The sequence below is a fragment of the Brevibacillus composti genome (genome assembly GCF_016406105.1).
Taxonomy (GTDB): domain Bacteria; phylum Bacillota; class Bacilli; order Brevibacillales; family Brevibacillaceae; genus Brevibacillus; species Brevibacillus composti.
In genome coordinates, this window is record NZ_CP066308.1 from 2,730,361 (window position 1) to 2,750,622 (window position 20,262).

The window sequence follows — 20,262 nt, forward strand, 5'->3', positions numbered from 1 at the left end:
CGATTTGGTCTCATAATCACTCCCTCCATGCACAGGCTATAGCCATAGAGCATGGAGGGAGTGAGTTTTTTTGCGCGTAATTCGCCCGATAGTCGTCGCCCTCGCGTTGGTCGGCTTGGCCGTGATTCCCTTGAGCTGGCAAGAGAGCCAGGAGATGCGTGAGCCTCACCCCCGCCTCACCTCGGTCGAGACGTCGATCCCGAGAATTAACTATATCGAACAGGTGCGGGATATCCGCCGCGATCTGGAGAGCCGCTCGCACATCAAGGTCTTGCATCATAATGAGCGGGACAGAAGTCACTACGTGGAGCATGAGGTCGTCGTTCGCTTTCACCCGCGTCCCGCCCCATCCACCATCGACAAACTGCTCGCCTCGGTGGACGGGAAGGTCAAACGGGATTATGGCCAAGCGATGATCATCAAATCGGGCTCGCTTTCCACGATGGAGCTGATGAAAAAGCTGGCGGAGCATCCAGACTCCATCTACGCGGAGCCTAACTATCTGCTGCTCCCCAACCGGGTGCCAAACGATACGTACTACCAGGACTATCAATGGAACCTGCCCATGATCGGGATGGAAAAAAGCTGGGAGATTACCCGGGGAAGCAACGACGTGATTGTGGCAATCGTGGATACCGGCATCGATCTGGCCCACCCCGAATTTCAGGGCAAGCTGGTGGAAGGCTACAACGTGCTGGAAGACAATAACCATCCAGAGGATGACAATGGTCACGGCACACATGTAGCCGGTGTCATCGCCGCGAAGAGCAATAATGCGGACGGCATCGCCGGAATGTCCTGGAACAGCAAGCTGATGCCGATCAAAGCCATCGGCGCTGACGGCGCGGGGTCCGCCTTCGACATCGCACAAGGCATTTACTGGGCGACCGACCACGGCGCGGATGTGATCAACCTCAGCGTCGGCAACTACACCTCTTCGGCCGCCTTGCTGGAAGCCTGCCGCTACGCTTTTGAACGAAATGTCGTGCTGGTGGCAGCCTCCGGCAACGACGCCAGCGAGCAGCCCAGTTACCCGGCTGCCTATGAAGAAGTGCTCTCCGTGGCAGCGGTGGACCACAATCGGGAGCGGGCCGACTTCTCCAACTTTGGCGACAACATCGACGTAGCCGCACCCGGCGTAGACATTCCCAGCACATACATTTACAGCGACTACGCCATTCTGTCGGGCACGTCCATGGCCTGTCCCCATGTCGCTGCGCTGGCTTCGCTGATCCGCTCTGTCCGGCCCGGCATGAAAAATACGGACGTCATGGAATTGATCCGCACTTCCGCTGATGATCTCGGGCCGCCCGGAAAAGACATGCTGTACGGCTACGGTCTGATCAATGCAAACAACGCACTGAGCGGACTTACGCCTGCCCCAAAACAAGTGCGGAAGACACAGGAACGAGAGACGATCGGCGGCCTCCTCAACAAGTTCTTCCTGCGGCTCCGTTACGGCTTTGATTAAAGGAGGAAAACCGTGAAAGCGTACATTGTTTTTGCCCACGAAGGATACACGAGCTTTTGCCATGAAATACTGGAGCGAACCAAACAATATTTGGAGCAGGAAGGCATCTCCTATGCTGTGCGCGACCTGTATCAGCAAGGATTCCAGCCTGTTTTTCGCGGAGAGGACATGCATCGGGTCGAGATGGGCGACGTCAGCGCCGACATCGCAGAAGAACAGCAGCAGATCACCGAAGCCGACCTTTTGGTCATGATCTTCCCGATCTGGTGGTGGTCGCCTCCCGCCATTATGAAGGGGTATCTGGATCGGGTCTTTACCCACGGCTTCGCCTTCCGCTATGAGGAGAGAGGGCCGGTAGGTCTCCTCCGGGGCAAGAAGGCATTAGTCATGACCACGACGCGGGAGTCCGAGCATGACATGAAGGCAAGCGGACTGGATCGGGTCGTCGAAAAGCAGATGGGGGACGGCACCCTGAGCTTGATCGGCTATGATGTGGTCTACCACAACTTCGCCGCCGTGCCCTACGTCAGCGAGCAAGCTCGTGATGCGATGCTGAACAGCGTTCACGATCTGCTTCAAAAGACGCTCCAGCCAACCACCGTGTAAAATGAACAACCCCGTGAGCAGCGCGGATGAAAGATCCTGCCCACAGGGTTTTTTCGTTTCCTATATTTTCTGCATTCGTCTTTTGGCAATGTAATCGTTTTCGTAGTAGTAGAGCGCTTCGCGAAGCTGCTCGAATACTTTGGACAGAGAGAGCGTCAGCTGTTTCAGCTCAGGGGTAACCTCTTTCCGAAAGACAATGGCATCGCCATTGGTATAGGCCTGGCGTCCATCTTCGTCGTACACTTCGCCTTTGGGGTAGTAGAAATTGGTGATACAGGTATGATAGACCTGATACAGGACTTCTTCGGCATACTCTTCATCGAACTTCGTGCGGCGGAGAGCAACACCCAGTCTCTCGCTTGCGTTCTCACAGTAAACCAGCAAATGGCGCAAGTCGGAAAGGTAGCTGCGATAGTAAGTCTCATACTCCTCCGGATCACCGGACTTTTCAATCAGCCCCGTCAAGGTAACTTGATTTAAAAAGCGCTCCAGATCCATGCTCACTCTTTTCAACTTTGTGTACGTCTCTTCGCACAATTGCTTCAGATGAGTCACTGACATAATGTCCCCCTCGCGTTGAAAGAATCCAGCTTTTTTTGATTAGTATACTGGATAGCTTCTTTGCAATTCAAGGACTTCTTTTCTCCAAATCACGCCTCCGCGCTTGTACTTTCTCCCATGGAAGAGGCTGCTCTTCTGCTGTGGACAAGGTAGGTGACATATGCCGCAAACAAGCCCAGGACCGTCATCAGCAGAAGGACCGCCATGTGATGCGTCACGTAAGAGAGCCCGTGCCCCTTGGTCAAAATCTCCCGAACGGCGTCGAGAAAATAGGTAAGCGGCAAGGATTTCCCAATAGCGGCGACCACCGTCGGCATGGACATCAGCGGCCAGGTGTACCCCGACAGCATAAACGAGGGAACAGCGATCATCATCGCCGCCTGTGTGGCCTGCAGCTGGTCCTTCGCGTAAAAAGAGATCGCCAGTCCGATGGCCAGGACGGCCAGGTTAAAGGCGGTGCCGACCACGAGCAGATGGGCGGCGCTTCCGTAGTACGGGATGCCAAATCCCTTTAGCAATAAAGTAAATGTCAGCACCAGATTGCATGTCGCCACCAAGAGATAGGGCAGCAGCTTGCTCGCCGCGATCGCCCAAAAGGAATGTTCCGCGATTGCTCTGGTCCACGTCCCCTCTTCTTTTTGCTGCGTGACAGAAAGCGCGATGCCGAGAAACAACACCTGCTGCAGCACGGTTCCGGCCAAGCCGAAGACCATGAAGGACATGTAGCTGAAGGTCGGATTGTACAGGACCCGATAGCGGTAATCAATCCCGGTATACAGGTTTTTCCCTTCTTCCCCCCAACCGCCTTGGGCCTCCAGCTTTTTTAGCGTGACGCCTGCGGCAATCGTTTTGGTGACGGTATTGGCGGCCCGGACAGCGGTGTTGGAAATCATCATGTTGCTGCCGTCGATCACCGTCAGCACACTCGCTTCACGTCCAGCCTTGGCATCCATCTCCAGTTTTGCGGGGATGATGACAGCAACCAGCGCCTCGCCTCTGTCGATCAATTCCATCGCCTCTGTCTCCGTAGGCACCCGATGCGTCACCTGGAAGGTCTGATCGGCATCAAAGGCGCGGGACAGCTCCCGGCTGAGTTCGCTCTCATCCGCATCGACCACGACCGTCGGAATCTCCGTTACTTTTTTCTCGCTGTACAAAAATCCGAACAGCGTCATGTAGAGCAGCGGAACGACGAGGACGACGAGGCGGATCGTCTTGTTGGAAAAGAGACGCTGCCACTCTTCCCAAAACAGGCGGGACAGATTACTCACGCTCACCAGCCCCTTCGAGGTTCCAAACGACACTCAGACCGGGGCGCAGCTCTGGATCGCGGATCTCCATCTTCACCTGGAAGGAGCGAATATCGCGGTCTCCCAGCTCTTGCGTCGCTTTTTTCACTGCAAAATCGGCTGCAGGCGCGACACTTGTGATCGTGGCCTCCGTATCCCGGTTCAAGGACGGCACACTGAGCTTCGCTGTGTCCCCTGCGTTTAATCCGGCGATCTGGTATTCATCCACATAGAATTTGACATAATTGTTTTCATTGCTTTGCAGGGTGAGAACGGTGAAGCCCTGTGCGACCAATTCCCCTTTTTGGACCGCAACCGCTTTGACGATTCCGTCCATCGGAGCAGTCAGCCGGGTGTTGTTCAGATAAGCCTCGATCTCATCCAGCGCGCCCTTAGCTTGTTGGACAGCGGCTTCCGCGGACTTCACATCCAGCTCCTTCAGCCCCACCTGTCCGCTCGCAGCGACCGCCTGATCGTAAGCGGCCTGGGCCTGGGCCCATTGCGCCTTGGCGGCGTCCAGCTGCTCTTTGCGCGCCCCCGATTGCGCCATTTTCAACTGCTCTTCGACTGCCTTCAGCTCAGCCGCCGCTTTTTCCTGATCCATCCGCGCCTCGTCCACTTTCACTTGCGGGACGGCTCCTTCGGCAAATAGCTTGGTCATCCGCTCCAGTTGAGTATCCGCGATTTGTGCGGCTGTTTGCGCAGCCTGCAGCTTGGCTTTCAATTGCAGCACTTCTTCGCTGCGCGCCCCGTTTTTATTGGCCTCGTACTGGGCTTTGGCCGCATCTACTGCCGCTTTGGCCTGATTCACCTGCGCATGGGTGGAACTGCTGGTCAGGCCGACTCCTTTTTTCGCCTGCTCCAGCTTCACTTGCGCGAGATGATAGGCTGCCTGCGCCTGCTCCCGTTTGGCGAGCAGTTCTTCGCTGTTCAGCGTGGCGACCAGTTGCCCCGCCTTTACCTCGTCCCCTTCTTTGACGGCGATCTCCGCGATGGAGCCGCCCATTTTAAAAGAAAGGTCTGTTTCCGTTCCTTCGATGACCCCGGCCATCTGTACAGGCCGCTGTCCGGCAACATCGGCAGCCCCCGGTCCAATCAGATAGGCGCTGAGCAAAGCAATGCTGACTACGAATCCAGATACTCCTATCCATGCACGTTTCTTCATATCGGTTCTCCTCTTTCTCCATCTTTCTTACACGGGGCGGAATTATTGATCAGGCGAATCGGCTATCAGCACACCCGACAGCAGCAAATGGAGCGTGCGGCGATCCGTGTCCGTAACCCCGTTTTCCTGGCGAAACTGTTTGCGCAGCATCGTGAAGCCGGCCATGCCGAACAAAGCGGAAATCATCGTCCGCACCTCAATATCCGGCCGGACATGGCCCTCCCGCTGCAGTTCTGCCACATAGCCTTCCATCGTAGTGAAATACCCGGACAACAGCTGTCCGATCGTCTGATCCCGCTGCTGATCGCCCGTAAAAAAGCTAAGCAGCAACAGGCACAGCTCCCGGTGCTCGGAAAAGAAGCGAAGATGCTCATCCAGTACACAAAGCATGCGCTGATCCAGCGACAAATCCGCTCGCTGCATCACGCTGTCTACGGAATCGATCAGCATCTTCACGCCTTTTTCAATGACGTACAGAAATAATTCTTCCTTCGTCGCAAAATGATAGTACAAGGTGCCTTTGGCCACCTCGGCCACCTCGGCAATCGTGTCCATCGTGGTATCGCTGTAGCCGTACTGGGCAAAGGCGCGTACAGCCGCTTCGACAATCTGGTCTTTCTTCGAAGGTGCCATCCCTCCTTCAGCCTCCTTTTTTATTTTTGGACTGACTGGTCAGTACAAAAGATAGTGTACGGGTTTTTCCTTATTTCGTCAATAGCAATCATGCAACGAGAAAGAGTGGCCGTATTTTACCCGACCACTCTTTCTATCGCTATAACTTGAATATAGCGAGCAATGTCTGCATCTCATCAGCGAGATGGGCGAGCGCCTGCGCAGAGGCTTCCAGTTCTTGCATGGTAGCTAATTGCTCTTCGGCAGAGGCAGAATTTTGTTGGCTTAGATGCAATCCTTTTTCCGCAATCATTTGTACGAGCTCGACAGCTTGAACAAGCTGTTTACTCGCTTTCGACATTTCCTCTACGGCTCTATTCACCACTTGTACTTTTCCAGTAACATTTTCAACGGATGCTTGAATCGTATCGAATGATTCGCTGGCTTGTTGAGTTTTTTCCAATCCTCGCGCGATCTTGCTTGTATTTTCCTGCATGGATGCAACGGCTTCCAGTGATTCGCTTTGAATGAGGGAGAGCAAGCTGGCCATTTGTTTGGTGGATGCTTTGGATTCCTCAGAAAGGTTGCGGACCTCCTCTGCAATCACAGCAAAGCCGCGGCCATGTGCACCAGCATGCGCGGATTCAATCGCTGCGTTATGGGCAAGCATATTCGTTTTATTGGCGATATCGGTAATAAAGGTAACAATACCCTCAATCTCTCGGGAATGCTGACCGAGTTGATTGATAATGGTTGCGGAGTCCTGGACAGAATCCTGGATTTGCTTCATTTGTACGAGTGCTTCCCGGACCACGATTTTGCCTTTCTCGCAATTTTCAGAGGAGATAACAGACAGGTTGGACATGCTTCGACAGTTGTCCTCTATTTGCTCCAGTCCCGCCGAGAACTGCTCCAAGATGGCAACCGAATCGATTACAGCGTTTACCTGTTTTTCGGAACCTTGCGCGAGCTCGGATCCAGACTCCGCCAACAATTGAATGGCCCGGGAGCTTTGCTCCGAGATCGCGGCCAGTTCTTCAGAGGTAGCTGTCACACTGGAGAAGGTATGCATAATTGTGGTCAGGATATTTCGAACGTCGCGAATCATTTGATTGAGCATTTTGCATAATTCCGATTTTAGTTACAGAAAGTCAAAATCTGAAGGCTCTTTGGTTATGAAATAGGTTCATTTCCAAAAATGGGCATACCTGCAGAATTTTCGTTTTTCCGTTTTTAAGCAGCTATTTGCTTTTGCTTGCAAGCGGCGGCAAGGGCGGATATAAGTAGTACGATAGCGTTCAAATACTGATGTGTCGTCACTTTCTGGATGCCCCAGACATGCAGGTCATTCGCTGTGAGATACGATTTTAATCTGGAGTTGCAACGTTCCACACTTGTCCGTTCGTTGTATAGCTCCTTCCAGCGCTTCGTATCCCGATGCGGGCTGCTAAATCGCCGTAGGTCATCCTTTATGTCAATTTTGACCACCATGCCATAGTTGGAAGACGAGCATGCAGCCATGCCTAGCGGGCATTCGACTTTGCCTGTTGCGTGCGGGCAACGAAACTTCAAATCATCTCCGTCGGCTCCCCAATAGGTCATCGCGAATCCCATCGAGCAGCAAGGCGTTCCGTTCGATGTGAACCCGGCAGGCGGTTCCTTCTCGCCGCGTGGGTTAAGCGGAATGATCGCTTGCGCTCTCACATTGCGGGCAGCTTCGTACACTTTCAGTTGATCATAGCCCGCATCAAGCATGAAAAATCGCGTATTGGCTTTGGAGGCGATTTTTCGAATCAAACCAGGTGCCTTTTCGCCGTCGTTTACATGCGCCGGCGTGATCTCCAGCGCTAACGGCAGCTCGCTTTTCGTATCGACAGCAAGATGGAGCTTATAGCCGAACCAGGTGATCTTGTTGCCAAAAGAATCGAACTTCGCGCCCCAATTTGCATTGCCGGTTTGCTCGCTTTTGCGTTTGGGCTGCTTCTTTTCGTAAGCATGGATGGCGGCGCTGTCGATCGCCACGTGACTGCCGTCGATGACTCCGTCTTCCTGGCAGCGTTTGACCAAATCCTCAAACAGTTGCTGAGCTAAGTTTTTCTTTGTAAGTTCGGCAAACACTCGGCTTAATGTGGAGACAGACGGTGCTTCACGATCAAGCGAAAGTCCGCATTGGTAGCGAAAACGAAGGTCGGTTTCCAAGCGATGATGCAGGGCGGTAAACGTATGAATGTGCTCAATTGGTGCCGCCAAAAGCGCCCGCAAAATACCTTCCCTGCAATGACCGTCAGCGCCTCGGGGTGAACGACTTCTTAGTTCCTTGGCGTAAGGACGAAGATCCAGCACACCAAAAAAGATCGGCAATCGCTCTTTGGATTGCATTTTTAGTAGTTCTTCGAAGGAAAACAGACTTTCTTGGAGAATATACAAGGTGACTTCCCCCCCTTGGGTTTTCTGGTTTGATCACTTGAAAACTTCTCCAAGTCGGGGTGAAGTCCCTTTTTTATGTTTGAAAATCCTTGCCTATCAAGGGCTTAGATTTATGCAAAATGCTCGATTATGAGAGGTGACCAAATCGCCGATTTCGTCCTTGCTTTTTTGCGTGATTTCCTCCACCGACAAGTCACCTTTCGCCACTTGTCCGAGAGCCTGCGATACGATTTGGATTTGCTTTGATATTTTTCTGGAGATCGTCATCCCGATCCATACGGCGAGAATGACGGCAGTGACACTCGCCAGCATCATCGTTCGAATCAATGTCTCTACATTGTTCGCGTTTTCTCTGCTCGCTTTCTCCACGATCTGGTGTTCTAGAGCTGCGATTTGTATCGCTTGTGCGCTCATTTCGATGCCAAAAGGGATCGCTTCCGCTTCAGCCAGGGTAACGGCCGCAGGCAGATCTTCTTTGGCCAAGCGTATGACTTTATCAGCAGATTCTTTAAAAATCCCGTTCAACCCCTGCAATTGAGTCATCCCGCCATGGACTTCTTCCACCTGAATGAGTGGGATCGTATTGCTGATTAATTGGCTTACCTCTTGATTAGAGGCTTGGAGCTTCTCCAGAAGTTCTTGGTCTCGGTTGAGCAAATATCCTCTTAAATAGCTAATCTGCTGAGCGGAATGAAATTTCACCTCTTGCGTATTGCTGAGGATTACGGAGACCCTTTCTAGTAGATCAGAATAGGAGGATTGGATATTTTTCATGTAATAAAAAGTAATGCCGCTGCTCACCATTAATAGAATGGAAATAGAGAGGAAACCTGCCATTAATTTGGTTCCAATCGTCGCTTTCATCTGTGCCTCCTTGGACTGCTTTCGGGCCATATGTAAAAAAAGGGGCGAATCCCCGAGAATAACTTCAGGACCACCCTTTTTCTTTATGCCGTTTGTTTTTTCTTTTTGATCGCTTTTGAAAGCAAAGGGTATGTGGCTCCCAAAGCAGCGATCAGCAATACGAAACCTGAAATGGGCTGGGTAATGAAAGTGGAATAATCCCCATTCGTTACGAGCAAATGTCTTCGGAATGTTTCCTCCATCATTTTCCCTAGTACCAAGCCGAGAATCATCGCAGAAGGGGCGAAATCGTATTTGCTCATAAAATAGCCAATCACTCCAAAAAGCAAGGCAATCCATACCTGGAACATGCTGTTATCCACGGCAAAAGCCCCTACGATGGAAAATGCTAAAATGGTAGGCCCTAAGATGGAATAGGGCAAGCGGGTCATCAAGGCGAAAATCTGAACACCGAGTCTCCCTCCGATGAAAGCGGCAATACTTGCAATCAGCATGGAGAAGAAAATGACGTACAACAACAAAGGCTGCTCGGTCATCATTTGCGGACCAGGCTGAAGTCCTTGCAGGGTTAAGGCAGCTAAAATCACAGCGGTTGTGGGGCTCCCGGGAATTCCCAATGTGAGCATCGGAATCATCGATCCTCCGGCCGCAGCGTTGTTGGCAGTTTCAGGAGCCAATACTCCCTCTTCAGCCCCTTTTCCGAATTGTTCAGGTTTTTTGCTCGCTTTCATTTCTGCCCCATAGCTGACGATCGACGCGATGGAACCTCCCGTGCCCGGCAAAATGCCGATAATCGTTCCGATGACAGAGGCGCGAAGCACACACCAGCGATGGTACCAGACATCTTTTAATTTCAATCCCTCCAGGGGAATTTTACTGCTCATGTTGAAGGTGCCGCCGGCTTGTCTCTCCACGACTTGCGATAATACCTCCGCAAATGCGAATGCGCCGATCATGACCGGGATAAAGTCGATTCCGTTCATCAGATGGAGGCTGCCAAACGTTAAACGATCGGTGCCTGTCATGGGGTCTAATCCAATCGTCGCCAATAAAATCCCAAAGCATCCTGAAATAAGGGTGCGAAGCGGATTTTTTCTCCCGATGGAAGCGATCAACGTCATGCCCAACACGGCTAAGGCAAAATACTCCGCACTTTGAATTTTTAAGGCAAAAGCAGAGAGGGGAGGCGATAAGAATAGCATAACAATGATGGAGAAGATTCCACCCACGGCACCGCCGCTAATGGACAAGCCGAGTGCTCTGCCGGCCTTCCCTTGCTTCGCCATCGGGTATCCATCCATCGCCGTAATGACGGCAGCAGGGTCGCCTGGCGTGTTAAAGAGAATCGCGGTAATAGCCCCTCCATAGGCGGATCCCATATATACGGCTACCAGCAATATGATAGATGGAACAATCCCCAAGTAGTAAGTAAAGGGCAGCAGCAGGACGATCGTCATGGATGCGCTGATACCGGGAAGAGCGCCGAAAATAATACCTGCCATCATCCCCAGCATTACTAATAAGAAGTTAAAAGGTGAAATCGTTGTCAAAAATCCATCCAGCAGCAATTGAAAATCCACGTATTCTCCTCCTCTTCTGTTTAATAAATCCAATAGCTAAGGTTTTTTAATAGTTCGATCCCTCGTGGGAGCTGAAGATCGAGGAGTGTTCCAAACACAAGGGTAAAGCCAAAGGAAAACAACAGGGAACTGACGATGTTTTTCGGTGTCATTTTTCTTCCAAACAAAGCATAGAGGACGATAAAAAAGGCAAAGGTGGTAAGGATAAACCCTAGATAGTCAACAATCAGCAAATAGATGGAAATGACAGCAAGTATCCCGATAAATTCTTTGCTCAACTCCGCGGGTTTGCCCGATGCTTCTGTTTGATCTCGGTTCCGATACTTCCGAATGGCTTGATACAGCGAGATCAGGAGGAAAACGAAGCAAATCGCGATAATCGCTTGAGGAAACCCCGCGGGACCGATCGGGTCTGTTGTTCTGGCTGTTTCAATGGAAAAGGACTCCTTAAAAAACAATCCCAAGACGACGAGCAGGATGATGTTAAAAATAATTTCCCCCATTTGATCCTCCTTAAAATAAACTAGGCAGCGAAGCTGCCTAGCTTTATTATTATTTTTTCAATCCGGTCTTTTTCGCGATGGCATCAAACACTTCGTACTCCGCTTGCCATTGCTTGGTAAACTCTTCAGGACTGAGGTACCCGGTGCGAATATCAGCGAGGTTTTCTTTCGCAAATTCTTGGTATTCAGGAGAGTCGTAGGTCTTTTTCAAACTGTCAATGAGATATTGCTTGATCTCCGCAGGCGTTCCCTTTTTCACGACAAAGCCTCTCCAGGAACCAATCGTGGTTTTATAGCCAAGTTCAACAGTAGATGGAACATTTTTCAGTTCATCAATGGATTCAATGCGCTTATCATTCAGGACAACAATTGGTTTTACCTTGCCATCCTTGATCAACCCTACCGCCGAAATTAATTTGTCCAGGTAAACATCTACCTCGCCCCCCAGTGCTGCAGCTTTTACCTCAGAACCGGATTTGTAGGGGATAAACTTTACTTTGATACCGGTTTCATCCGCTAAGGCACTTAAGGTCAAATCATCCAGACCGCCCGGAGAAACACCTGCGAATGTAATGTCTTTTTCCTTCCCCACTTTTACCAGGTCCTCAAAGCTATTGTAGGGGCTCTTAGCGGGAACGGAGAGAACATAAATATCCGATTGAATCTGTGCAAGCGGCTCGAACTCCGTCATCAATTTAATATCTTTCCCTTTTCCGAGAACGTCCGCAATGACATGGGAAGGGGTAATCTGCAGAACGGTGTACCCGTCATTTTTTTGGCCGTGCGCATATACCATTCCCACTAATCCGCCGCTGCCATCTTTGTTAAGGGGCTGGACTGGCTGGGATGTGTGCTTGCTCATCAAATCGGCGAATTTCCGAGCAAAGGTGTCGCTTGCGCTGCCTTCGCCAAACGGTACGACCATTTCAATCGGACGCTTTGGATAGTCGAGCGCCTGGCTGCCAGAAGCGGGTGCGTCGGTTTTTCCGCCACAGCCTGCTAATCCAACCGCAAGTGTTAAGGCCAAGGATAGGAATATTGCTTTACGTTTCATGAAATTACCCCCTGAGTTTTTTTATTTGATCAGCAGCGCTACACCAATTGTCTGTAAAGACGAAAGATAAAGACATGAATGCGGAGAAGCATAGATCAGCACTCTTGCATGGTAAACGGGTAACGCCGCTGAAAATATTGGTGGTCAAGCGAAACAGGAACTGTGGATATTGGAAACGCTGTCAATCAAAGACAAGAATATCCATAACTTTCATAACTATCTGTCTATAAATCCGAAAGGAATGAGAGGGGCACCGATGCGTAGCCATCCATGATTCAACGGTTTGGGGTACTCGATATTGCCTGACATTCTGCTTGATAAGAATGAGGATCTTTTTATAGCCAAGTGCACCACTCGAGACGGTGTCCCCCTCATTCGACGCACCTGGATGGTATTGCGAGAAGAGGATTTGGAAATCTCTATCATTAAATCCTTTGTAAATTTCTTGGAGAAATGGATTTGACGCCTTTCTCCACGAACAGGTACGGGACCTATGTTTAACAATTATGTAACAACTCGTCTTAACAAAAAAAAAGACCGCAAATGCGGTCTCATCCTTCCATAATCATCCGATATGTCTCCACCGTGGCCGGCATCGGGTGAACGCCCAGCTGCTTTTGCAGATTGGCGGCGCATTTTTCATACCAGCGCATGGCCAAAGCGCGATTGTTCTGGCGGTAATAGGCGAGCATCAGCAGCCGGTAGGCCTCCTCCCAACAGTCATCCACCATCAGGATCGATTCGCAGCGGCGGATCGCTTCGTCGATCCGGTCTGATTCCAGCAGCAATTTGGCCAAGCGCTCCGCCCCCCGCAGGAACAGCACGCGCAGCCTTTCCCTTTCCGCGACACACCAATCATCATAGCGACAGTCGGGCAAATAATCCCCTTTGTAGAAGGAAAGCCCCTTTTCCAGCAAGACGATGGCTTGCGCAGCCTCCCCCGCTTCCAGGCCGAGCGTCACATACCGCTCGAATTCTTCCACATCGATGTGGAAGCCGGACGCCAGGTTAAAGCCGTAGGAGCTGCCGTGCCGCTGGATGAAAAAGGCGTGCGCGCGAGCCTCGCGATTGGGTTCGAGCGCTTTGTTCAGCGCGTTCAACGCCACTTTGAAATCGCGGGTCGCCGTCTCCTCATCGCTTTCCCCCCAGAGGATCGTGACGATATCCTCCCGTGCGAGGAGGTGCTGCCGCTTCGTCAGCAGCAGTTGAAACAGCTGCTTGGCCTTTCCCCGCTGCCACGACTTTTCTCCGAGTTCGCGCTCTCCCAGCCAGACCCGAAACTGGCCCAGTGTCTGGATTCGCAGCGTATATCCGGGGTGAAAGGCCACATTTTGCAAGCCCAGCTCGGTCAGCAACGCGGACACGTAATCCGGCGACACCTGTCTGCGCTGCGCCTCGATCAACACCGGCATCAGCTGCTGCACATCATGGGGCGTAAACATGGTCGGCCGCTGCAGCAAAAAATGGTATTCCCCCGCCTGAATAGCCGAGAGCGCCTGGGTGACCGCCGGGATAAAGGCATTCCAATTCTTCTGGCGATAGGCAAGATAGCTGAGCCACAGATGGCAGATGGCGACGCCGTAGCTGTCCCCGCATCGGCTCAAGCGCTTTTCGCAATCGCGGATCCACTCCTCCGCTTGCCCATCCTGACCGGCTGCCGCATACGCGATGCCGATGGCCAGCCGGACCAGGCTGTGCAGCCAGTCATCCCGCATCGCCTCCGTCTCCTGCATCCCCCACTGCCCGTATGACAGCGCGAGATCCAGATTGGCTTCGCGGCCGTAGAGGAGCGTAAGCCCCAGCAGGGTCTCCGATTTCCCCCTGGTCGATTGCAGGTCTTCCATGATTTTGAGTCCCTTCAGATACAGCTCGCGGATTCTCTCAAAGGGCAGATGCTGGCCGACTAGTGCGGCGGTCGCCTTGCGCACGTAGCCGTTGGCTTCCACAAAAGGCGAATGGGCTTCTTTTCCCAGACGGATTGCCGTATCCGCTGCCTTGATGCCCTTTTCCCATTCCCCGTTCAGTCCGTAGACAAAAGCCAGCAGCAGGGAGGTTTCCCGGTACGAGCGGGTCAATGCCGGCTGCTTAAGCTGTTCGCTCTCCCACTTGTTCTCCAAGAGCGAGATGGCCGATTCCAGGCGGCCTGTGCGAAATAACAGCCGGGATTCCAGCTCTACCTCCGTTCTCTGCTCCCACTCCTGACTGCGCTGGTACCAGTACGCCGCTTGCTGGGCGTCCCCCCGGTTCGTGTAGATTTCCGCGAGCAATCGATACAGGCGCGGCGCCATTTCGTGATCCTGCGGCTGAAGCAGCTGAATCGCCTGCTTCAGCAATTCTTCCGCCTTCACTCCCTGGACGCTGTCCAAATGTACCCGGGCCAGCCCTTCCAGCCCTCGGCACTGGCCGATGATATCCTGCTTCGCCTCGCAGAGCGGGAGGTAGCGGTGGTAGGAGAGCAGCGCTTTCGGATACAGACAGCGGTACCGCTCGATCTCCGCTTGATAAAACCAAAGGACGTGGAATTTGTCTTTTTCCTCTTCCGGCAGCAGCTGCAGCCAGTGGGACAAAAGATCGAGCTTGCCCGCCTGCAAAAGCGGACCGGCGGCCTGTGAGAGCCATTCCCCGAGCTCGTCCCATGCCTCAATCAAGCGGAGATGCTCAAACCCCTGTTGCACCTCCCCTTTTCGCTTGTACCACTCGGCCGCAAGCCGGTGCATGCGGACGTACTCCCCGTGCTGGCTGGCCAGCTTGCTGATCAAGAGGCGGCGAAAGAGCGGATGGTAGGCATAGCGGTTGTCCGCCGAAAGCAAGAAGAGATTGCGACGCATCGCCTCCTCGAACAATGCCACTTCCTGCTCGCCGAACACCTGGCGAATGTCTTCCGCTTCAAAATTTTCAAACACAGCCGACCGCATCAAGAACAGCTGAAGCTCCGCCGGCTGCTCGTCCCACACCTCTTTTTCCAAAAACGGCAAAAACCGGGCCGACTCATACGCGCTGCCAACCGAGTGTCCCCCCAGCGCCAGCGTCTCCCCGATCGTCCGAACAGCGGCCGCCCACCCTTTGGTAACGTTTTCAATTCGTTCCCAATCCTCATTGGGCAGAGTAACGTCGTACTCGTCGAGAAAAAAGGTTTCCATCTCTTCCCGCGTAAAGGCCAGATCGCTGACTGTCAGCTCCATGTAGTCTCCGCGGGCGCTCATGATATCCAAAAAAGACCAGATAGGCCTAACCCGGCTGAGGATGACTACCCGCACATGCTGCGGCATCGCTTGCACGAAATACTGGACCCAGAGATCGATGCTTCCGCCGGGCCGGACGTGGTGAAAATCATCCAGCACAAGGGTCATATCGCGGTCGATCTCCATGCATTCCCGAATGAACAGATCAGCGAGATCCTCCCGCTGCCCCTCCGTCTCGTTCCCCGGGAGGTTTTGCAAAGCGAGCAGGACGGAAATTCCGAAAGCCGGGTGCAGGATGCGGACGCTCTCCACCAGATGCGCCAGGAAAACGGACAGCCTTTCATCCTTTTCCCCGACCCGATACCAACAGGCCTCCCCCCTGGTATTGTCCAGGAAAGCGGCGACGGAAGTGGTCTTGCCGTAACCGGCTCCGGCATGGATGACGCTCAGGGATTTATGCTTCATCAGCCTCAGCTTTTTGGCCAGGGACAATCTGTGGAATACGAATGGCTTCATTCGCGGAGCGGTTATTCTCGTTGGGCTAACCCGGGATGCGTTCATCTTCCGTACACTCCTCACCGTTCACTTCATCCCTTATTAGTTCCATGACTGGCTGTAAAATCCTCCATCGAAGCATGACAAAAGCCACCCGACAGATCAGGTGGTCTTTCTCGAAAGCCGCGTGGCTGTTGTCAGTCAACCAGATTGATGCCCTTGATTGTGTAGCCGATGTCATTGAGAAGTGTCTGGAATTCGTCTTCCTGGACACGCTGGCCGCGGATGATTCGCTGGTGGATGTCGGCGATGCGATGGTAGATGGCCGGATTTGTCGCCACGTACATGAGGTTATAGCGCGTCTCTGCCTGAAGCCGATTGCGCATCACTTGGGTCACGCGCTGCTGCAGCCGGTCCGTGTGCCCGTTGTCGATGCGAATGGGCACCCCGCGCGTATAAAGGAGCGAGGGCGAGTGCATGACGGTATCCGGTTTGGTCGCCCCATCCGGGAGGACCCCGATGATCAGCGTGTCCTTATAGGCGAGGACCTTGATGTCCACTACGCCCGGAATGTTTTCCGCCTGCTGCTCCAGGGTGCGAACCAGCTGCGGTTCCCTGGCATGTCTGTTCTTTTGCACGATCATGGCTGCCGGGCCCTTGTCTCTGCCTAGCCGGTCATCGGTCATGTTTATCCCGTACGCGTCAAATTTCGCCGGTTTCCCATCGTAATCTTCACCGCCCTGCTGCTTGTTCGGTGTACACCCCGCTGTGCAAATGCCCGCGAGAACAAGTACGCAGATCGCCTGCTTCCATCGTTTCAAAGAAAAAACACCTCCTCACCTCCTAGTCTGGGGAGGCGGTGGTGTTCTTACTCCGTTGCCGTGCTGCTTCATTTTTCTAATTCAACAGGGTGAATTTCCCTTCCAGCGTCTGCTCTTCGTCCCCTCGGGTGGCCGCCAGTGTATATTCCTCGACTGACAGATTTTTCTCTACCAGTTCAAAGAGAAAGCTGCCATCCGGATTGATCGGCACTTCGTAATTAACGCCTTCGATATTCAGCACCAGCGAGGAATCCGGCTCAGCCTTCCCTTTTACGCTGAGAATAGTCAGTCCCATGATCTTGCCCAGCCGGGCACTGATCGATTCGCTGTCAACCAGCTGACTCTCTTTCGAGGGCTGGTTGCCGGCCGCGGGCGGCTCGCTTTTCGGCTGCGGCACGCCCGTCCCCACGGCAGTTGCCTCTTCGGCAGCTTTCGCCGTTTGCTGCTGAGATTTTTCCGGCGTTTTATCCGCGATCGAGACGGTTTGCGTCGCCGTGTCCCAGTTTACCTCGTAGGACAGCGCTTCGGCGATAAAGCGAACAGGTACCATCGTGCGCTTGTTGATAATTTGTGCCGGCACGTCAAGCGGGATGGTCTCCCCGTTTCGTCTGGCAATTTTTTGCGAAACCACCAGCTTGATCTGCGTATCACCTTTTTTGATCACAACCGACCGGTTCTGTTCGTTCCAGTCCACGTCAAAGCCAAGCCCTTCCGCGATCGGCCGAATCGGGACCAGCGTCCGGCTGTCTTTGATCACCGGCTTCTGATCGGGAAAATGGATCGGTTTTTGACTATATTCGACTTTTACGACGGATGGAGGTGCGGTAACCGCGGCCGCAGCCGAAACCGATGCGGGCGCCAGAGATAGTGCCAATGCCAGTGCGGCCCATTTTTTCATCATCGCAGATTCACTCCATTTCGTTCGACATTTCCTCTACTCTCGTAACTGTACAATACTTGCTGCCGCCTCTTCAAGCCTTTCGCACAGGCGGGATCGCTTTGTCATTGTAGCTTTCGGCCTGCACGAGATGCAAGACAGAATTGGCTTTCGCCTTGCAAAAAGAGACTTCTTTCCTCCAACTTTTTACCTAATTTGAATTTGTTACATAAATGAAACCAATTTCCTACAAAATCGAGCTACAATAGACATACAACGACGACATTTTATCTCGAAAGAGGCCGAAGCGATGAAACGATTTATACCTTTCCTCATTCTTATCCTGATCATGACAATGATTCCCCCCGGCGGCAGCTCCGCCAACACAACGGCCGTACTTCTCGGAAGTGACGTACTGTTCAGCCAGTTTTCCGATCTCATCGAGGGAAAGAAAGTGGGATTGCTCACCAACCAAACGGGTGTAGGCAGCAAAGGAGTCAGCACCATCGATGCACTCCGCCGCGAACGGAACGTACAATTGACCGCCTTGTTCACCCCTGAGCATGGCCTCTACGGGAAAATCCCTGCTGGAGAGCAGGTGGCCTCTTTTCATCATCCCGTTTACGGAATACCGGTCTACAGCTTGTACGGCGCTGTACGCAAACCGACACCAGAGATGCTCGCCTCTGTCGATATGCTGCTGGTGGACCTGCAAGACAGCGGCGCGGGCAGGGACACGTATCTCACTACCCTCTACCAATGCATGAGCGCTGCCAAGGAGCAAGGCAAGCCGATTGTCGTCCTGGACCGGCCCAATCCCCTGGGCGGCACTATCGTCGAAGGACCTGTCCTGGCGCCTGACTTCCGCTCCCCTGTCGGAGTGGACACCCTGCCGCTCGCTCATGGCATGACCATCGGCGAGTTGGCCCGGTTTTTCAACCGCCAGCTGGACGCGCCGCTCACCGTCATCCCGATGAAGGGCTACACCCGCCAGATGAATTATCTGGACACCGGTCTTGCCTGGATTCCCTCCTCGCCGCAGTTCCCTGATCTGGCCGCCGTTTTCGGGTACATGGCGACAGGCTTGGGAGAGGGCACCCCTGTGACGGCCCAAGATCATTTTCGCTGGATCGGCGGGCCGGGCATTGACTCCGGGCGGTATGCCGACCTGCTGAACGGCGCTCTGCTCCCCGGGGTCATCTTCCTGCCGGAGAACAAAGAGGGCATGGGAGGCGTCCGCCTGCACATCACGGACCCGCTGCGGTTCAACCCTGCACGGACGGGACTGTACGCATTGGCCTATGCCCATCAGCTCCATCCGTTTCCCGTTCCCAAAAGCGGTTCATCCCAGTCGATGTTTGACCTTCTGATGGGCACGGACAAAATCGGGCAGTATCTGGAGCAAGGCCTGTCGCCCCAGCAAATCGAGCAGCAGTATGCAAGCGATCTGGCGGCTTTTCGGAAGCTGCGGGAAATGCATCTCATCTACTCCGGCGAACCGTATGTGCCTACCCAGCCGCTAGTGGCGAAACACGCAAGCCCGCCTCCTGCCCCGACCGCTTCGGAGCAGCCGGGGGCGACTGATCCTGCCGCAGCGGGGCAAACGTCACCCGCACAAAGCGGACAGCAGGGCCAAGCCGGACAGTCTTCAGCACCAAAAGCGCAGCAACCCGCAAAAGATGCGGGCAATTCCGAACCATCCGATCCGTCAGGCAAAGCCGCTCCCGCTGATCAGCAAAAGCCGCCGGTACAGCCAGCAACACCTGAACAGACCGGACCTATCGGCAACGGAAAGACTGCAGATTCGGCTGAGCCTGGGCAGCCTCCAGCGCCCCAGCCTACTGCTCCGAACCCATCCGGCAGCACGCCAGCGGCACAGGCGGAAGCAGGTTCTCCCGCTGCTCCCCAAGCGGCAGCGCCAACCGCACCTCCTCCAGCCGGAACCGGGCAAAGCGCTAAGTCAGGAGCCGGTCAGCCTGCACAGGATAAAGTCGCTTACCTGACATTTGACGACGGTCCCTCGCCGATCACAGGTGAAATCCTGGACATCCTCAAACAGCATCAGGTCAAAGCCACCTTCTTTGTCGTCGGCACCAGCATTCCCGGCCATGAAGATTTGCTGAAGAGGACCATTTCGGAGGGACATGAAGTGGGCGGCCATACCTACTCCCATAATTACCGGACTATCTACAAAGACATCTCCGCCTTTTTCGCCGACCTGGAAAAAGGCAATCAGCTCATCGAGCGTGTGACCGGCATCAAACCGACCGTATTCCGCTATCCGGGCGGAAGCACCAATACTATCAGCAAAAAATATCAGAACGCCTCCGTCTACAATCAAAAGCACACCGTCATGGGCGCCATCAAAGCAGAAGCAGCCAAACGCGGCTATATCTTCGTCGATTGGAATGTGACCAACGGCGATGCGCGAAGCAGCAAATACACACCGGAAAGCGCGCTGGCCAACATCAAGGCTCAGGTGAAAAACCAGAAAGAGATCGTCATCCTGATGCACGATGCCGCCACCAAAGAGGCGACAGCCAAGTCCCTCCCCGCGGTCATCCAGTTTTTAAAAGATCACGGCTACCGCTTTGAGACGATTCGTGCAGACAGGCCGACCGTAGCCACCGTCAAATAAAGATGGATAAGGAACAGGGCAATCGGAACCAACTCTTTACGGGAGTTGGTTTTTTTCTTCTGGAGATAATACGAGGGACGATTCTTAACACAGGGAGGAAATGTCGGTGAGCTACAC

The 20,262-nt window shown here is 53.4% G+C and carries 16 protein-coding genes; 3 read left to right on the forward strand and 13 right to left on the reverse strand.

Going from position 1 to position 20,262, the window contains the following annotated elements; translation table 11 throughout:
- The first annotated feature begins 70 nt into the window (after window positions 1-70).
- Window positions 71-1,471: a S8 family peptidase gene (locus tag JD108_RS13945; protein WP_198826664.1), complete on the forward strand. Its 1,401-nt coding sequence runs from the start codon at window positions 71-73 to the stop codon at window positions 1,469-1,471.
- A gap of 12 nt (window positions 1,472-1,483) precedes the next feature.
- Window positions 1,484-2,077: an NAD(P)H-dependent oxidoreductase gene (locus tag JD108_RS13950; RefSeq protein ID WP_198826665.1), complete on the forward strand. Its 594-nt coding sequence runs from the start codon at window positions 1,484-1,486 to the stop codon at window positions 2,075-2,077.
- Window positions 2,078-2,137: 60 nt separating this feature from the next.
- Here JD108_RS13950 and JD108_RS13955 read toward each other — a convergent pair whose 3' ends face one another.
- The 13 genes from JD108_RS13955 to JD108_RS14015 form a co-directional block, all read right to left on the reverse strand.
- Window positions 2,138-2,638, reverse strand: coding sequence for a DUF3907 family protein (locus JD108_RS13955; protein ID WP_198826666.1), 501 nt, complete (start codon window positions 2,636-2,638; stop codon window positions 2,138-2,140).
- An 89-nt stretch (window positions 2,639-2,727) separates the two neighbouring features.
- A complete protein-coding gene (locus JD108_RS13960) occupies window positions 2,728-3,909 on the reverse strand; it encodes an ABC transporter permease (RefSeq protein ID WP_198826667.1) in 1,182 nt (393 codons plus the stop codon).
- Complete coding sequence (locus tag JD108_RS13965; RefSeq protein WP_198826668.1) at window positions 3,902-5,092, reverse strand: HlyD family secretion protein; 1,191 nt, start codon at window positions 5,090-5,092, stop codon at window positions 3,902-3,904. The genes JD108_RS13960 and JD108_RS13965 overlap by 8 nt, the downstream gene beginning before the upstream one ends.
- Window positions 5,093-5,134: 42 nt before the next feature.
- On the reverse strand, window positions 5,135-5,725 hold the full coding sequence (locus JD108_RS13970) for a TetR/AcrR family transcriptional regulator (RefSeq protein ID WP_198826669.1): 591 nt from the start codon (window positions 5,723-5,725) through the stop codon (window positions 5,135-5,137).
- Between the two features lie 139 nt (window positions 5,726-5,864).
- Window positions 5,865-6,824, reverse strand: coding sequence for a methyl-accepting chemotaxis protein (locus JD108_RS13975; protein ID WP_198826670.1), 960 nt, complete (start codon window positions 6,822-6,824; stop codon window positions 5,865-5,867).
- Window positions 6,825-6,937: 113 nt separating this feature from the next.
- Window positions 6,938-8,131 (reverse strand): transposase, encoded by a 1,194-nt coding sequence (locus JD108_RS13980; protein ID WP_198826671.1) that lies wholly within the window; start codon window positions 8,129-8,131, stop codon window positions 6,938-6,940.
- Between the two features lie 96 nt (window positions 8,132-8,227).
- A complete protein-coding gene (locus JD108_RS13985) occupies window positions 8,228-8,995 on the reverse strand; it encodes an MCP four helix bundle domain-containing protein (protein ID WP_198826672.1) in 768 nt (255 codons plus the stop codon).
- 83 nt (window positions 8,996-9,078) lie between these two features.
- Window positions 9,079-10,575 (reverse strand): tripartite tricarboxylate transporter permease, encoded by a 1,497-nt coding sequence (locus tag JD108_RS13990; protein WP_198826673.1) that lies wholly within the window; start codon window positions 10,573-10,575, stop codon window positions 9,079-9,081.
- A gap of 20 nt (window positions 10,576-10,595) precedes the next feature.
- Window positions 10,596-11,078, reverse strand: coding sequence for a tripartite tricarboxylate transporter TctB family protein (locus JD108_RS13995; protein ID WP_198826674.1), 483 nt, complete (start codon window positions 11,076-11,078; stop codon window positions 10,596-10,598).
- A gap of 49 nt (window positions 11,079-11,127) precedes the next feature.
- Window positions 11,128-12,132 carry a Bug family tripartite tricarboxylate transporter substrate binding protein gene (locus tag JD108_RS14000; protein ID WP_198826675.1) on the reverse strand — a complete coding sequence of 335 codons (1,005 nt, stop codon included), beginning with the start codon at window positions 12,130-12,132 and terminating at the stop codon, window positions 11,128-11,130.
- Between the two features lie 551 nt (window positions 12,133-12,683).
- Window positions 12,684-15,875, reverse strand: coding sequence for an AfsR/SARP family transcriptional regulator (locus JD108_RS14005; protein ID WP_198826676.1), 3,192 nt, complete (start codon window positions 15,873-15,875; stop codon window positions 12,684-12,686).
- Between the two features lie 131 nt (window positions 15,876-16,006).
- Window positions 16,007-16,630 (reverse strand): YhcN/YlaJ family sporulation lipoprotein, encoded by a 624-nt coding sequence (locus JD108_RS14010; protein ID WP_198826677.1) that lies wholly within the window; start codon window positions 16,628-16,630, stop codon window positions 16,007-16,009.
- A gap of 76 nt (window positions 16,631-16,706) precedes the next feature.
- Window positions 16,707-17,531 (reverse strand): copper amine oxidase N-terminal domain-containing protein, encoded by an 825-nt coding sequence (locus JD108_RS14015; protein WP_198826678.1) that lies wholly within the window; start codon window positions 17,529-17,531, stop codon window positions 16,707-16,709.
- 286 nt (window positions 17,532-17,817) lie between these two features.
- Here JD108_RS14015 and JD108_RS14020 point away from each other — a divergent pair, with 286 nt between their 5' ends.
- On the forward strand, window positions 17,818-20,145 hold the full coding sequence (locus JD108_RS14020; RefSeq protein WP_198826679.1) for an exo-beta-N-acetylmuramidase NamZ domain-containing protein: 2,328 nt from the start codon (window positions 17,818-17,820) through the stop codon (window positions 20,143-20,145).
- The last annotated feature ends 117 nt before the right edge of the window (window positions 20,146-20,262 follow it).

What these genes read in the sequence shown, in the direction of transcription:
- JD108_RS13955 (WP_198826666.1), bottom strand. Translation starts at nt 2,638, where the DNA reads ATGTCAGTGACTCATCTGAAGCAATTGTGCGAAGAGACGTACACAAAG.
- JD108_RS14020 (WP_198826679.1), top strand. Translation starts at nt 17,818, where the DNA reads ATGAAACGATTTATACCTTTCCTCATTCTTATCCTGATCATGACAATG.
- JD108_RS14005 (WP_198826676.1), bottom strand. Translation starts at nt 15,875, where the DNA reads ATGAACGCATCCCGGGTTAGCCCAACGAGAATAACCGCTCCGCGAATG.
- JD108_RS13965 (WP_198826668.1), bottom strand. Translation starts at nt 5,092, where the DNA reads ATGAAGAAACGTGCATGGATAGGAGTATCTGGATTCGTAGTCAGCATT.
- JD108_RS14015 (WP_198826678.1), bottom strand. Translation starts at nt 17,531, where the DNA reads ATGATGAAAAAATGGGCCGCACTGGCATTGGCACTATCTCTGGCGCCC.
- JD108_RS13995 (WP_198826674.1), bottom strand. Translation starts at nt 11,078, where the DNA reads ATGGGGGAAATTATTTTTAACATCATCCTGCTCGTCGTCTTGGGATTG.
- JD108_RS14000 (WP_198826675.1), bottom strand. Translation starts at nt 12,132, where the DNA reads ATGAAACGTAAAGCAATATTCCTATCCTTGGCCTTAACACTTGCGGTT.
- JD108_RS13975 (WP_198826670.1), bottom strand. Translation starts at nt 6,824, where the DNA reads ATGCTCAATCAAATGATTCGCGACGTTCGAAATATCCTGACCACAATT.
- JD108_RS13970 (WP_198826669.1), bottom strand. Translation starts at nt 5,725, where the DNA reads ATGGCACCTTCGAAGAAAGACCAGATTGTCGAAGCGGCTGTACGCGCC.
- JD108_RS13985 (WP_198826672.1), bottom strand. Translation starts at nt 8,995, where the DNA reads ATGAAAGCGACGATTGGAACCAAATTAATGGCAGGTTTCCTCTCTATT.